Source organism: Sulfitobacter sp. HI0027 (genome assembly GCF_001634775.1).
Taxonomy (GTDB): domain Bacteria; phylum Pseudomonadota; class Alphaproteobacteria; order Rhodobacterales; family Rhodobacteraceae; genus Sulfitobacter.
The window spans coordinates 53,227-66,155 of sequence record NZ_LWER01000183.1; the positions used below are offsets into that span (position 1 = coordinate 53,227).

Sequence of the window (12,929 nt, forward strand, 5' to 3'; positions counted from 1 at the left end):
CGTTATACTGCCGCCTTAAGCTGATCGACCAGATCGCGGCGCTCCCAGCTGAAACCGCCATCCGCATCCGGCGCGCGGCCAAAGTGGCCATAGGCCGCCGTGCGCTGGTAAATCGGCTTGTTCAACTGCAGATGCTCGCGAATGCCGCGCGGGGTCAGGTCGATGATCTGGCGGATCGCCTTTTCAATCGCCGCGTCATGCACATCGCCGGTGCCATGGGTGTCGCAATAGATCGACAGCGGCTCGCTCACGCCAATCGCATAGCTAAGCTGAATGGTGCATTTCTTGGCCATCCCCGCTGCTACAACGTTCTTGGCCAAATAGCGCGCGACATAAGCGGCTGAGCGGTCAACCTTGGTCGGATCCTTGCCGGAGAACGCACCGCCGCCATGCGGAGCGGCCCCGCCATAGGTGTCCACGATGATCTTGCGCCCCGTCAGGCCCGCGTCGCCATCCGGCCCGCCGATGACGAAAACGCCCGTGGGGTTCACGTGCCAGACGGTGTCATCGTCGATCCAGCCCTCGGGGAGCACTTCGCGGATGTAAGGCTCAACGATGTCGCGGATATCGGCGCTGGTCTGGCGTTCGCTCTCATGCTGGGTCGAGAGCACGATGGAGCTTACGCCCACGGGTTTGCCATTCTCATAGCGCACCGAAAGCTGGCTCTTGGCGTCGGGCCGCAGGGTCGGCTCGGTGCCGTCCTTGCGCACTTCGGCCAGACGCCGCAACACCGCATGGGCGTAATGGATCGGCGCGGGCATCAGCTCGGGTGTCTCGTCGGTGGCGAAACCAAACATGATCCCCTGATCGCCTGCGCCCTCTTCCTTTTCACCCGACGCATCAACGCCTTGGGCGATATGGGCGGATTGAGGGTGCAGCAGGTTGGTGATCTCACATGTCGCGTGGTGGAACTCATCCTGCTCATAGCCGATGTCTTTGATGCAGGCGCGGGCGATGTCTTCGACACCGGCCAGATATTCGTCAAGCTTGGCCTTATTGGCCAGACCGACCTCACCGCCAATCACGACGCGGTTGGTGGTGGCAAAGGTCTCGGCGGCGACCCGCGCTTCGGGTTCCTCGCTGATGAAAGCGTCGAGGATCGCATCGGAAATCCGGTCGCAGACCTTATCCGGGTGCCCCTCGGAAACGGATTCCGAAGTGAAAGTGTAGTTCTGACGAGACATGTAGTGCTCCAATAAAAATTACGCACCACGTCAGGAAGCCGTTGTGGTGCTCTGCCAATGGCTTAGACAACCGCTGGTGGATGGTCAATCGGCATTCCCGGGGCTGCGGCGGCGGGCCACGGCAAGCCCCGCAAGGCACAGCGCCAAGAGCACAGAAAGCGGCAAATCTCCGCTCCGGCTATAGAGTGTGGGCGGCAAGGGCGCGGGCAGTGGCGCGTCGATGAACCCTTCGGTGTTCAGCGCCAGCGATGCGGTTACACGCCCCTGCGGGTCGATCATCGCCGAGATGCCAGTGTTGGCCGCACGGGCCATCGGCAGCCCCTGCTCAATCGCCCGCATCCGCGCTTGGGCAAGGTGTTGGCGCGGGCCTGCGGCCTTGCCGAACCACGCATCGTTGGTGACCTGCATCAAAAACGCGGGCCGCGCCGGTGCGGCGTTCACGTCATGGGCAAAGACGGCCTCATAGCAGATCAGCGGCAATGCCGCGCCGAGCGGCCCCATATCCAAAAGCTGCGCACCCGGCCCGCTGGAAAAGCCGTTGCCCTCCCGCGCGGCGAGCCCGTGGATCCCGAAACGCGCCATCAGATCGCCCAGCGGCATATATTCGCCAAAGGGCACGAGATGGTGTTTGTCATAGACCTGTCCGACCGCTCCATCGGCATCCAGCACCACCAGCGAATTGTAATAGCGCATGTTCGACCGGCGCTGCACGCCCAGAGCCACCGGCACGTCAGAGGCGGCTCCAATCTCGGCCAGCGCACTGCCCGCCATATCCAGCGCCCAAGGGATCGCAGTTTCGGGCCAGATTACCAGATCAGGCGCTAGGCTCTCGTCTTTTGGCGCGGCGGCGGTGTAGTCGAGTTGCCGTGTGAAAAAGAATTCGAATTTGTCCGCGTTCCACTTTTCCCGCTGGGTCGCATTGGGCTGGACCAGGCGCACCACCTGATCGGTCAATACCGCTGGCGGCGCTTGTGGTGGCAGCAGCAAGAGCAGAACGGTCGACAGCGCCAGTGTCCCCTGCCCCAATCGCAGCGCCAAAGGGCCGCGCAGCAGCAAGATCGCGGCGATGGCAAAGAGCCAGAGGTTCAGCGCATAGGGGCCGACCCAAGCCAACCCCTGCCCGGCCATCACGCCGACCAGCGCCTGCGCGGGCATGGCCCATGGGAAACCGGTGAAAATATAGGCGCGCAGCAGTTCCACCGCCGCCCAAGCCAGCGCCAAGGCCAGCCCGCGCCGTGGCGCAACCCAGCGGGCCAGACCAAAGCCCAGCCCCCAAAACAGCGCCATGCCCGCCGCCAGCAAAATCAGCGCAAAGGGCGCCATCCAGCCGTGACGCTCTACATCAACCATAAAGGGCGACACGATCCATTGCAGCGCGTGCAGGAAATAGCCAAAGCCAAAGCCCCAACCCAACAGCGCCGCGCGAAACGGGCCGCCAGATCGCGCACGGTACAGCCAAAACGCCGCCACCAGCCCGGCAAAAAGCAAAAGCGGCAGTTCATAGGGGGCTTGCCCGAAGGCTGCGATGGCGCCGGCGATCGGAGCCAGCAACATCCGGCCCCGCATCGCCAGCCGTTGCCTCATCCCCCGGCCCCTTGGGTGCGGACCCGTAACCTTTTGATGCGGCGCGGGTCGGCGTCGATCACCTCGAACTCCGGCCCATCGGGGTGCAAGACAACCTCGCCCCGCGCGGGAACACGACCCGACAGCATGAAGACCAGCCCACCGAGGGTGTCGATCTCCTCTTCGTCGACGGTCTCATGGTCGGTCAGGGAATGGCCGATCTCAGCCTCGAAATCACCCAATGGTGTCTTGGCCAGTGCCAGATAGGTGCCGGGTTTTTCGACCGTCCAATAGGTGCCCTCGTCGACGTCATGTTCGTCTTCGATTTCGCCTATGACCTGTTCGATCAGGTCTTCGATGGTGACCAGACCGTCAACACCGCCATATTCATCGATCACCAATGCCATATGCCGCCGCTCGGCCTGCATCTTGGTCAGCAGCACGCCGATGGTCATGGACGGCGGCACATAGACCAAGGGGCGTAGCATGGCGCGCAAATCGAACTTGGTGTTTTTGCCATTAAACCCGTGATTTAGCGCAAGGTCTTTCAGGTGGACCATGCCCACGGGCGTGTCCAAGGTGCCGTCGTAAACCGGCAAGCGGGTCATCCCGCTTTCCTTGAACACCGCCACCAGCTCATCCAGCGTGGCGCTGACCGGCACGGCGGTAATATCCGCCTTGGGCACGGCCACATCATCAACGCGCATCCGGCGCAGGTTGATCATGCCATGGCCCGTGGGCCGCTCGGCCTCTCCCGATGCCTCGGGGGTGTCATCCTCGCTGTCCGATGGGCTTAGCGCCTCGAACACCCGAGAAAAGAAATTGCCGGTGCGCATTGCGCTATCGTCCGGCAGCTCATGTCTATCTTCATCCGCAAGCGCGCTCTGCGCCGCGTCAGATGATCCGTCTGTATCGCCCATTGGGTCCCGTCTGTGTTGCAAAGCCCCTTAAGGCCCATTTTCCTTATATGGGTCATCATAACCCATTTTGCCAAGTATTTCGCGTTCTAACCCTTCCATCAACGTCGCGTCGGGGTCATTTTCATGGTCATAGCCCAGAAGATGCAACAGCCCATGCACGATAAGATGGGTTACATGCGCGGCCAGTGGCTTGCCCGCCGCTTCGGCTTCGGCGGCGCAAGTCTCATAGGCCAAAGCGATGTCGCCCAGTTCGAGCATTCCGTCAATGCCAGGGATGGCGGGCAGCGGATCGCCGCCCGGTGCGGCGGCACCCCGTTCTTCTGCGGGCCAGCTCAGCACATTAGTGGCGCGCGCCTTGCCACGAAAGTCTTCGTTCAGCGCGGCGATACGTGTGTCATCACAGGCCAGCAGGGTCATCTCTGCCGCCTCGGCGTCGAGGCCGAGCTGCCCCAGAGTGGCGCGTGCTGCGGCATGGGCGAGCGTCTCAAGGTCGACCGCGTTCCAGCGGTCGTCCTCAATCACGATGTCGAAATCCTCTAGCATCACATCAAGCGGCACCGCTATCCGCCTCATAAGCCTCAATAATTGCCGCAACCAGCGGGTGGCGCACAACGTCCTTGGAGGTGAAGTAGTTGAAGCTAATACTCGGGATCGTCTTGAGCAGCCGTTCGGCATCCTGAAGCCCAGACTGCACGCCACGCGGCAGGTCGATCTGGGTGCGGTCGCCGGTGATCACCATGCGGGAGTTTTGCCCAAGACGTGTCAGGAACATCTTCATCTGCATCGACGTGGCGTTTTGCGCCTCATCCAGCACGACGAAGGCGTTCGACAGCGTCCGCCCCCGCATAAAGGCCAGCGGCGCGATCTCGATGCGCTTTTCTTCCAGCAGCTTGGCCAATTGTTTACCCGGCAGGAAGTCGTTCAGCGCATCATAGAGCGGCTGCATGTAAGGATCGACCTTGTCCTTCATATCACCCGGCAGATAGCCCAGCTTCTCTCCCGCTTCGACCGCAGGACGGGACAGGATGATCCGATCCACATGGCCACCGATGAACATCGACACGCCCACGGCTACGGCCAGATAGGTCTTGCCGGTACCCGCAGGACCGATGCCAAAGGCCAGTTCATTGTCGAACAGCGATTGCACGTAAGCCTTCTGCGCATCGGTGCGCGGCTCTACCCGTTTCTTGCGGGTCTGGATTTCAATCGCGTCGCCCATCGGCATTTCCAACTGATCGCCCTGACGCACGCCAGTGCCCGCGCTGGAATTGCCCATGCGCAACATTCCGTCCACATCTGCAGGCTCAACCGAGCGCCCGCTTTCCAGCCGCACATAAAGCGCGTTGAGCAGGCTTTCTGCTTTCTCGACGGCCTCGCCCTCACCCAAGATCTGCAGGTGATTGCCGCGCCGGATGATCTGCACCTCGAGCGATTTCTCGATGGCAGCCAGATGCGCGTCATAGGCGCCGCAGAGGTCGATCAAAAGGCGGTTATCGGGAAATTCCACCACCCGTTCGGCCGCGGTTTCCGGTGTCATCAGATCAGTTGAAGGCAATGCGCGTATCCTTTGTGAAGCACTAATTGGTGAGATAGTCAGGCGAGCAGGATTTACCAACCCGTAGCGACAAAAAGGGCCGAAGCGCAACGCGCTCCGGCCCGGTGTGTTTGATATGGCCCGCCAAGGTCAGTTCGGGTCTTTGATCTTGGAGCCACCCTTGAAGTGGCCCGCGGTATGTGTCGGCGGCGCCACGCCCGAGCAGACCGGCTTGCCGAATTTATCAAGCCGCGCCGAGAGATAGCCCTCGACCCCGTCATCGATGATCCAGTGGTCGCAGCCGTTTGGATCAACCCAGATGCCCGCTTGAAGGGTGCTGAGGTGCTTTGTGTCGATGCCGCGGTCAACGGTCTTGTCCGAAGGATACCCCCGGCCCAGACCGCCTTCGTAATCGGTACAGGCCGACAGGCCGACGGCACAGGCGGTGACCATGAGAAGTTTCGTCTTAATCACTTTTATGGTCCCTTCAGCGAATGCAGATAATTTCGACACGGCGGTTTTTGGCCATGTTCGCAGCGGAATTGTTCGGCACGGCAGGCATCCGTTCGCCGTAGCCACGCACATCGGCGATCTTGGCCCCGACTTGGTTGGCGACACGCGCCACCGAGTTTGCGCGGTTGTAGGACAGACGCATGTTATAGGCATCCGAGGCACGGCTGTCGGTATGGCCGGTGATGATGTAGGACACCGCGCCGGTCGACTGGAAGAAATTCGCCAGACGCGCGCGACCCTGGGCCGAGATGTTGTATTTGTCGGTGGCAAAGAACTGGTCTGCCTCCATCACACCGCAGACATCGCCACGGCGGCATACCGGGATGCCCTGACGGGTCGTATGCGGGGTCATATAACCCTCGGCCCCGTCATCCATGACCCAATGTTCACAGCCATCGGGATCGACCCAGATGGTCGGCGTGTAGACGCCCTTGTCACGGCCCTGTTGCGAGGGTGTCTGCGCATCGGCCGACGTGCTGGCCACAGTCAGCGCCGCCGCCATCGTCAGGCTGGCCATGGCGCGCAGTGCTTTGGAAATAGTGGGTCCCACAGCTTTTGTCCTATTCTAAATATTGGTTCTTATTTTTGGCAAATGCGACCCCTCCCCGGACCCGCGCCTTGTTAGTATAGGGTTAGGTTAGGTAAAAACTGCCCTGCTGTGAAGCTGTGAAATCAACATTTTGTGGCCGAGCCTTGACCGATTACAACGAATCCTTCGCGCAATAACGGTGAAACCAGTGACTGCGGCAGCCATTCTTTGTTCGCCGGAACGGCTGAAATTACCCTATTGCCTATGCCCTGGCGACAATCCCCCGCAAGCCCTTGAGATTGTTCTCACCCCCCTGACAGTGCCTTCGAATCTTCTTGAAATACGTACCTTTAGACCTAAACCTCTATCCATCGGATCGCGAGGGTGGGACTTCGCGCGGCTTTGCCGATCTTGATTGCTGCAATGATAACTGGGGGACCAACTCATGATGAAAATGCTACTCGCCACCGCCGTCACCGGCCTGCTTGCCATGCCTGCTTTTGCCGGGGGTGTGAAATACGCCTACCACAACCAAGGCAAGGCGCACCCAACGGGCAATGTGATCCACGTCAGCTGCTACCGTGGCCCGTGGAATGATGTGATCTGGGACCGGCCAAACTCGGTCTTCGTGGATAGCCTCGTGGCCGTCGGCTATGACTTCTCCACCGCCCATGCCGTGGCCGAGCGTGTCTGCCGGGATCACACGCTGGTGGGCAACCCTGAGGGGCTGAAAGCGACAATGAAACGGATCTTTGCGGATGCCGCTTCGCATCGCAAGCACAACTACTGACAAGCTTAGGGTGCGCGGCAACGCGCACCCGCAACGGCCCTAGTGGCGGCCCGTTAGACCAAGACAGCCGCCAAAGAGTTTGTCTTGGCTTCGGTCACCCTTACGCGCTGAATGTCACCGATCTGCGCCGTGCAGTTCTCGATATGAACCGCGTGCAGATACTCTGACTTGCCAAGCATCTGACCGGGCAAACGGCCCTTCTTCTCAACCAGAACCGACACCTCGCGGCCCACCATCGACTGCTGGATCTCTTGTTGGTGCTGGGTGATTAACCCTTGCAGGCGCTGCAAGCGATCGTCGGCCACGGCTGCATCGACCAGCGGGCGTTCGGCCGCCGGGGTGCCGGGGCGGGTGGAATATTTGAACGAATAGGCATAGCCGTAGCGCACCTGCCGGACGAGCTCCATCGTCGCTTCAAAGTCGGCATCGCTTTCCTCGGGGAAGCCGACGATGAAATCGCCCGACAGCACAATATCAGGCCGCGCCTCGCGGATGCGTTCGAGCAGCTTCAGATAGCTTTCGGCGGTGTGGCTGCGGTTCATCCGTTTCAGGATGTGATCACTGCCCGACTGCACCGGCAGATGCAGGTAAGGCATCAGCTCGGGCACCTCAGCATGGGCCGCGATCAGATCGTCGCCCATGTCGTTGGGGTGGCTGGTAGTGTAGCGGATACGCTCCAGCCCATCGACCTTGGCGAGTGCGCGGATCAGACCGGCCAGCGTCATGCCGCCGTGGTAAGCGTTTACGTTCTGGCCCAGCAGGGTGACTTCGCGCACGCCGCGCTCGACCAGATCGCGGGCTTCTTCCAGCACCTTCTCGGCGGGGCGAGAGACTTCGGCCCCCCGCGTATAGGGTACCACGCAGAAGGCGCAGAACTTGTCGCAGCCCTCTTGCACGGTGAGGAAGGCCGCAGGCGCGCGTTTCATCTTGGGGCGGCCCTTGAGGTGGTCGAATTTGTCTTCTGCCGGGAAATCGGTGTCGAGCGCGCTCTGCCCGGTCTGCACTTTCGCCTCCATCTCTGGCAAACGGTGGTAGCTTTGCGGGCCGACCACCAGATCGACAGCCGGCTGGCGGCGCATGATCTCTTCGCCCTCGGCCTGTGCCACGCAGCCCGCCACGCCGATCTTCAGATCGGGGCGCGCGTCTTTCAACGGCTTCAGGCGGCCCAGTTCGGAATAGACCTTCTCTGCGGCCTTTTCGCGGATGTGGCAGGTGTTGAGCAGGATCATATCCGCATCATCGGCCCGGTCGGTCGTGACATAGCCCTGACCGCCAAGGCTTTCGGCCATGCGTTCGCTGTCATAGACGTTCATCTGGCAACCATAGGTCTTGATGAACAGCTTTTTCGGTTGTGTCATGGCGGGCATCCAAGGGTTTTGACGGATTTCGGGCAGATGGCGTCGTCTAACAGCGGTGGCCGCGTCTTGCAATGGACCCGGAATTGACCGACCTTGCGGCACGGAAATACCAGCGGGGGCCTATGCGGTATCGCGATCTAGATCATCTTATCAAAGAGGCCCGCCCGGCGCTGGAGGCAGGCCCCATCGCCATGATCTTGGTCGAGGATGAGGTCGAGGTCGACACCACCCTGCGCCACCACCAGCAAGCGGGCTTTGACAGTGTGGTGGCGCTGATGCCCCCCGCTTTTGACCTGCCCCGCGACTTACAGGACAGCGTGCTGCGGGTGGACTATGACACCACCGCCGAAGCCGCGCTGGAGGCGGCGGTGAACCGCATGATTGCCGCAGTGCCGGGGCAATGGCTTTATTACTGCTACAACGCCGAATATCTGTTCCACCCCTTCAGCGAGACGCGCAACGTCAAGGAATTGCTGGCCTTTCACGGAGAGGAGCGGCGCGATGCCATGCTGGCCTATGTCGTCGACCTCTATGCGCTGGACCTCCAAAGGCATCCCGATGCCGTCTCACTCGATCAGGCGCATCTTGACCGCTCGGGCTATTACGCGCTGGCGCGCAAGGATCCGGTCCGGCAGGGGCATCCCAAGGAACGGCAGCTTGATTTCTTTGGCGGGCTGCGTTGGCGGTTTGAAGAGCACGTCCCCGTGCAGAGCCGCAAGATCGACCGTATCCCGCTGTTTCGCGCCAAACCGGGGCTGCTGCTGCGCGGCGATCACACGTTCAACGACGAGGAATACAATACCTACGCCTGCGCGTGGCATCACAATGTCACCGCGGCGGTCTGCTCTTTCCGCACGGCAAAGGCACTGAAGAGCAATCCGGGCAGCCGCTATGGTATTCCGACATTCCAGTGGCAGAATTCCGAGCCGTTCGAGTGGCATTCCCGGCAGCTGATGGATCTGGGTCTGATGGAGCCGGGGCAGTGGTTTTGAGCGGGACCCGCCAGTTCTAAAGGCGCCGATTGGAGCCGCGAACTATTCGAACTCTCCCGTCCGGTGGCACACCGGGCATCGCCCTCCCTCCCCCCGGAGGGCGATCTTGCAACGTTTGGGCAGTCGGACCAGTCAGGGTCCAGAATGACCGCCCCACACTACGAGTCCGCATCGCCCACCAGGAAGGGCGACACCCTCAGCATGATCCCTGCACCGACCCGCCGATGCCGCCCCCAAGATCAAAACCTCCTTGCACTCACCCGCCATGTACCTATGACGGAAGACAGCCTGAACGGGAGGGTCCGATGTCCGTCAACTTGCTCGACACATTCATCAAGCCGATGCACCGCGAGGGCATCAAATTCGTGGCGATCTTCGCCGCCGTCACACTGGTGCTCTTCGCCATCGAAGAGGTGCTGGGCTGGATCGGCGTCGGTCTCACCATCTGGTGCTACTACTTTTTCCGCGACCCAGAGCGCGTCACGCCGGATAGGCCCGACCTGATCGTCAGCCCAGCCGACGGCATCGTCTCGCTCATCGAGCCTGCGGTGCCGCCCGCCGAACTGGGCATGCCGGATGTGCCGCTGACTCGCGTCAGCGTCTTCATGAGCGTGTTCAACTGCCACATCAACCGCGCCCCCGTTGCAGGCAAGGTGCAGGCCGTGGCCTACCGCCCGGGCAAGTTCTTCAACGCCTCGCTCGACAAGGCCAGCGCTGACAATGAGCGCAACAGCCTGTGCATCCGTATGGACGATGGGCGTGATCTGGCCGTGGTGCAGATTGCGGGTCTTGTGGCGCGGCGTATCGTTTGCTTTGTCAAATCCGGCGACGGGCTGGAAACCGGCGAACGCTTTGGCTTGATCCGCTTCGGCTCCCGGCTAGATGTCTATTTGCCCGAAGGCGTCGACCCGATGGTGCGCATTGGGCAGACCATGGTCGCCGGGGAAACCGTGCTGGCCGAGTTGAAACAACCGGTGATCGACACCGCCCCACTTTAGGAAAGCCTCCATGCGCCCCCCTTCTGAAAAGACCGGCGCAGACCTTGCGCTGATCCAACTCCTGCCCAATGCGCTGACGATCACCGCGATTTGCGCAGGGCTTTCGGCGATCCGATTTGGGGTGCAGGGCAACTATGTGCTGGCGGTGCAATTGATCCTGCTGGCCTGTGTGCTCGATGGGTTGGACGGACGGCTCGCGCGGCTTTTGCGTTCTTCCAGCCCGATGGGCGCGGAACTGGATTCACTGGCCGATTTTCTGAACTTCGGGGTGGCCCCGCCGCTGATCCTCTATTTCTGGGCGTTGCAAGACATGCGCAGCGCGGCGTGGATTTCCGTGCTGGTCTATGCGGTCTGCTGCGTGGTGCGACTGGCGCGGTTTAACGTGAACGACAAAGCCGAAGCCGAAAAGGCCAAGAACGGCGACGCGGTGGGCGAAAGCGGCTCGTTCTTTACCGGCATCCCCTCACCTGCCGGTGCCTTGTTGGTGCTGCTGCCGATGACCGCCTCTTTTGCCTTTCACAACCGGCCCATCGTACCGGATTGGATGATTGCCGCGCATATGGTGCTGATCGGCTTTCTGATGATCAGCCGCATTCCGACATGGTCATTCAAGACCACCAAAATCTCGCGGCGGCATGTGAAATACCTGCTGGTAGGCGTGGCAATTTTCGCCGCCGCCCTCGCGACCTACGCATGGACCACGCTCGTCGTGCTCTGTGTGGCCTATATCGGCATGGTGATCTGGGGCCTATTGCGGGCGAAGAAAACGAATAAAACCAAAAGGATTTAAGATGGATATCAAGGCGGTCGAGACTTCGTATGCCCGCTGGGCGCCGATCTATGACAAAACCTTTGGCGCGCTGACCAGCGGTGGTCGCCGCCATGTGGTCGCCCATATCAACAAGGGCGCGGGCTCGGTGCTGGAAGTCGGCGTTGGCACGGGCCTCTCCCTGCCCCACTACGCGCCGCATCTATCGATCACCGGCATTGATTTTAGTGACGAGATGCTCGCCAAAGCCCGTCAGCGGGTCACTCGCGAGGGGCTAAAGCACGTAGCCGACCTGCGCCAAATGGATGCCCGCGACCTCGATTTCCCCGACGCCAGCTTTGATACCATCGCCGCCATGCATGTCCTTTCGGTCGTGCCCGAGCCGGAACGTGTCATGGAAGAGATTGCCCGCGTGTTAAAGCCAGGCGGTCAGGTGGTGATCGCAAACCACTTCATGCGCACGACAGGCGTACTCGGTTTCCTAGAGAAGGTCTCCGCCCCTTTCGCCAATACGCTTGGCTGGCATTCGGATTTCGAGATGGAAACCGTGTTGCAACAAGATGCGCTGCAGGTCGAAGACGAACGTGCCTTGCCGCCCATGGGCATGATGACATTTCTGGTGCTGCGCAAACGCGGCTGATCTTTCACGCGGCGGGGCGTGCCCCGCCCGTTCAGGATTTCCGGCGCAGGCGGATCACCACATCGACCGAGGCAATTTCGGCCCCCTCTGGCGCATCGGGAAGCTGGGCGATCACCAATTGCTCTGACGGCGCGTCGGTCAGCTTGCTGTCGTCTTCCCAGAAAAAATGCGGGTGGTCGTGGGTGTTGGTGTCGAAATAGCTTTTGGAGCCATCAACGGTCACTTCCTGTAACAGCCCCGCATCACAAAAGGCGCGCAGCGTGTTGTAGACCGTGGCCAGCGACACAGCCTCGCCCTGCCCCTTTGCGGCCTCAAACAGGCTTTCAGCGGTAACGTGGCGATCTTGGCCATCGCCCACCAGAAGGCTCGCCAGCGTGACACGTTGGCGTGTGGGGCGTAGTCCGGCCTGCGCCAGCCAGCGCGTCCCGACCTCTTGTTCCTGTTCGGACATCAGTTTCCTGCCTTTCAGAGCCATATAAAGGATGAAATCCCCGGTTTTCAATTGAAAACCTCGCGCCAATCGTCGCAGTCGCCCTTGCGCGGCCCTTGCAGCACTCGGTGACGCGGTGCTAAACGGGGCCGGTGTTATAACAGAGCAGCAGGAGAGCCGCAGGATGGCCGACTACCCCACGAGTTTCGACAAGGAAGATCTGCTGAAATGCGCCCGCGGTGAGCTTTTCGGCCCCGGGAACGCACAGCTTCCCGCCCCGCCGATGCTCATGATGGACCGGATCACCGATGTCTCGGCCGACGGTGGTGCCCATGGCAAAGGCCATATCACCGCCGAATTCGACATCACCCCGGACCTGTGGTTTTTCGAATGCCACTTCCCCGGCAACCCGATCATGCCCGGCTGTCTGGGCCTTGACGGTCTGTGGCAGTTGACCGGTTTCAACCTCGGCTGGCGTGGCTGGCAGGGCCGCGGCTATGCGCTTGGGGTTGGCGAAGTGAAGCTGACCGGCATGGTGCGCCCGGACCGCAAGATGCTGACCTATAAGATTGATTTCACCAAGGCGATCCAGACCCGCCGCCTGACCATGGGCGTGGCCGATGGCATCGTCGAAGCCGATGGCGAGGTGATCTATCAGGTGAAAGACATGAAAGTCGCGCTGAGCGAAAGCTGAGCCAAAGCGACATTC

The 12,929-nt window shown here is 61.1% G+C and carries 15 protein-coding genes and 1 riboswitch; of the genes, 6 read left to right on the forward strand and 9 right to left on the reverse strand.

Annotation, left to right across the window (positions count from 1 at the left end; genetic code table 11):
• Positions 1 to 2: 2 nt before the first annotated feature.
• The 7 genes from metK to A3722_RS11695 form a co-directional block, all read right to left on the reverse strand.
• The gene (metK, locus tag A3722_RS11665) at positions 3 to 1,184 is read right to left on the reverse strand and encodes a methionine adenosyltransferase (RefSeq protein ID WP_067627299.1); all 1,182 of its coding nucleotides are present in this window, start codon (positions 1,182 to 1,184) and stop codon (positions 3 to 5) included.
• A 4-nt stretch (positions 1,185 to 1,188) separates the two neighbouring features.
• A riboswitch (SAM-SAH riboswitch) is annotated at positions 1,189 to 1,237 on the reverse strand.
• 31 nt (positions 1,238 to 1,268) lie between these two features.
• Positions 1,269 to 2,768 (reverse strand): apolipoprotein N-acyltransferase, encoded by a 1,500-nt coding sequence (gene lnt, locus A3722_RS11670; RefSeq protein ID WP_067627301.1) that lies wholly within the window; start codon positions 2,766 to 2,768, stop codon positions 1,269 to 1,271.
• The gene (locus A3722_RS11675; RefSeq protein WP_067627303.1) at positions 2,765 to 3,667 is read right to left on the reverse strand and encodes a hemolysin family protein; all 903 of its coding nucleotides are present in this window, start codon (positions 3,665 to 3,667) and stop codon (positions 2,765 to 2,767) included. Before A3722_RS11675 ends, lnt begins: the two co-directional genes overlap by 4 nt.
• A gap of 27 nt (positions 3,668 to 3,694) precedes the next feature.
• Positions 3,695 to 4,240 carry an rRNA maturation RNase YbeY gene (gene ybeY / locus A3722_RS11680; protein ID WP_082849464.1) on the reverse strand — a complete coding sequence of 182 codons (546 nt, stop codon included), beginning with the start codon at positions 4,238 to 4,240 and terminating at the stop codon, positions 3,695 to 3,697.
• Positions 4,215 to 5,204, reverse strand: coding sequence for a PhoH family protein (locus A3722_RS11685; RefSeq protein ID WP_067627305.1), 990 nt, complete (start codon positions 5,202 to 5,204; stop codon positions 4,215 to 4,217). The genes ybeY and A3722_RS11685 overlap by 26 nt, the downstream gene beginning before the upstream one ends.
• A gap of 147 nt (positions 5,205 to 5,351) precedes the next feature.
• Entirely contained in the window at positions 5,352 to 5,654 is a 303-nt protein-coding gene (locus A3722_RS11690; RefSeq protein ID WP_386283760.1) for a hypothetical protein, read from the reverse strand.
• A gap of 34 nt (positions 5,655 to 5,688) precedes the next feature.
• Positions 5,689 to 6,231: an OmpA family protein gene (locus A3722_RS11695; protein WP_386283763.1), complete on the reverse strand. Its 543-nt coding sequence runs from the start codon at positions 6,229 to 6,231 to the stop codon at positions 5,689 to 5,691.
• Between the two features lie 457 nt (positions 6,232 to 6,688).
• On the opposite strand from A3722_RS11695, the gene A3722_RS11700 reads away from it, so the two are divergent.
• Positions 6,689 to 7,033, forward strand: a complete 345-nt coding sequence (locus A3722_RS11700; RefSeq protein WP_067627307.1) for a hypothetical protein — start codon at positions 6,689 to 6,691, stop codon at positions 7,031 to 7,033.
• 53 nt (positions 7,034 to 7,086) lie between these two features.
• On the opposite strand, the gene miaB is transcribed toward A3722_RS11700, so the two are convergent.
• Entirely contained in the window at positions 7,087 to 8,391 is a 1,305-nt protein-coding gene (gene miaB / locus A3722_RS11705) for a tRNA (N6-isopentenyl adenosine(37)-C2)-methylthiotransferase MiaB (protein ID WP_067627323.1), read from the reverse strand.
• Between the two features lie 122 nt (positions 8,392 to 8,513).
• Here miaB and A3722_RS11710 point away from each other — a divergent pair, with 122 nt between their 5' ends.
• The 4 genes from A3722_RS11710 to A3722_RS11725 all read left to right on the forward strand — a co-directional run bounded on the left by A3722_RS11710 (position 8,514) and on the right by A3722_RS11725 (position 11,790).
• Complete coding sequence (locus A3722_RS11710) at positions 8,514 to 9,383, forward strand: hypothetical protein (protein WP_067627325.1); 870 nt, start codon at positions 8,514 to 8,516, stop codon at positions 9,381 to 9,383.
• Positions 9,384 to 9,688: 305 nt separating this feature from the next.
• Positions 9,689 to 10,381, forward strand: coding sequence for a phosphatidylserine decarboxylase (locus tag A3722_RS11715; protein ID WP_067627309.1), 693 nt, complete (start codon positions 9,689 to 9,691; stop codon positions 10,379 to 10,381).
• A 10-nt stretch (positions 10,382 to 10,391) separates the two neighbouring features.
• Positions 10,392 to 11,171: a CDP-diacylglycerol--serine O-phosphatidyltransferase gene (pssA, locus tag A3722_RS11720; protein ID WP_067627311.1), complete on the forward strand. Its 780-nt coding sequence runs from the start codon at positions 10,392 to 10,394 to the stop codon at positions 11,169 to 11,171.
• 1 nt (position 11,172) lies between these two features.
• On the forward strand, positions 11,173 to 11,790 hold the full coding sequence (locus tag A3722_RS11725) for a class I SAM-dependent methyltransferase (protein ID WP_067627313.1): 618 nt from the start codon (positions 11,173 to 11,175) through the stop codon (positions 11,788 to 11,790).
• A 31-nt stretch (positions 11,791 to 11,821) separates the two neighbouring features.
• Here A3722_RS11725 and irrA read toward each other — a convergent pair whose 3' ends face one another.
• Positions 11,822 to 12,241, reverse strand: coding sequence for an iron response transcriptional regulator IrrA (gene irrA, locus A3722_RS11730; protein WP_040701812.1), 420 nt, complete (start codon positions 12,239 to 12,241; stop codon positions 11,822 to 11,824).
• Positions 12,242 to 12,404: 163 nt separating this feature from the next.
• Here irrA and fabA point away from each other — a divergent pair, with 163 nt between their 5' ends.
• Complete coding sequence (gene fabA, locus A3722_RS11735) at positions 12,405 to 12,914, forward strand: bifunctional 3-hydroxydecanoyl-ACP dehydratase/trans-2-decenoyl-ACP isomerase (protein WP_067261401.1); 510 nt, start codon at positions 12,405 to 12,407, stop codon at positions 12,912 to 12,914.
• Positions 12,915 to 12,929 lie beyond the last annotated feature (15 nt).

Excerpts from the sequence above, each read along its gene's own strand:
- A3722_RS11715 (WP_067627309.1), top strand. The coding sequence starts at position 9,689 with ATGTCCGTCAACTTGCTCGACACATTCATCAAGCCGATGCACCGCGAG.
- pssA (WP_067627311.1), top strand. The coding sequence starts at position 10,392 with ATGCGCCCCCCTTCTGAAAAGACCGGCGCAGACCTTGCGCTGATCCAA.
- irrA (WP_040701812.1), bottom strand. The coding sequence starts at position 12,241 with ATGTCCGAACAGGAACAAGAGGTCGGGACGCGCTGGCTGGCGCAGGCC.
- A3722_RS11700 (WP_067627307.1), top strand. The coding sequence starts at position 6,689 with ATGATGAAAATGCTACTCGCCACCGCCGTCACCGGCCTGCTTGCCATG.
- A3722_RS11710 (WP_067627325.1), top strand. The coding sequence starts at position 8,514 with ATGCGGTATCGCGATCTAGATCATCTTATCAAAGAGGCCCGCCCGGCG.
- lnt (WP_067627301.1), bottom strand. The coding sequence starts at position 2,768 with ATGAGGCAACGGCTGGCGATGCGGGGCCGGATGTTGCTGGCTCCGATC.
- miaB (WP_067627323.1), bottom strand. The coding sequence starts at position 8,391 with ATGACACAACCGAAAAAGCTGTTCATCAAGACCTATGGTTGCCAGATG.
- fabA (WP_067261401.1), top strand. The coding sequence starts at position 12,405 with ATGGCCGACTACCCCACGAGTTTCGACAAGGAAGATCTGCTGAAATGC.
- A3722_RS11685 (WP_067627305.1), bottom strand. The coding sequence starts at position 5,204 with ATGACACCGGAAACCGCGGCCGAACGGGTGGTGGAATTTCCCGATAAC.
- A3722_RS11675 (WP_067627303.1), bottom strand. The coding sequence starts at position 3,667 with ATGGGCGATACAGACGGATCATCTGACGCGGCGCAGAGCGCGCTTGCG.
- A3722_RS11695 (WP_386283763.1), bottom strand. The coding sequence starts at position 6,231 with ATGGCCAGCCTGACGATGGCGGCGGCGCTGACTGTGGCCAGCACGTCG.
- A3722_RS11690 (WP_386283760.1), bottom strand. The coding sequence starts at position 5,654 with ATGGTCACCGCCTGTGCCGTCGGCCTGTCGGCCTGTACCGATTACGAA.
- metK (WP_067627299.1), bottom strand. The coding sequence starts at position 1,184 with ATGTCTCGTCAGAACTACACTTTCACTTCGGAATCCGTTTCCGAGGGG.
- ybeY (WP_082849464.1), bottom strand. The coding sequence starts at position 4,240 with ATGAGGCGGATAGCGGTGCCGCTTGATGTGATGCTAGAGGATTTCGAC.
- A3722_RS11725 (WP_067627313.1), top strand. The coding sequence starts at position 11,173 with ATGGATATCAAGGCGGTCGAGACTTCGTATGCCCGCTGGGCGCCGATC.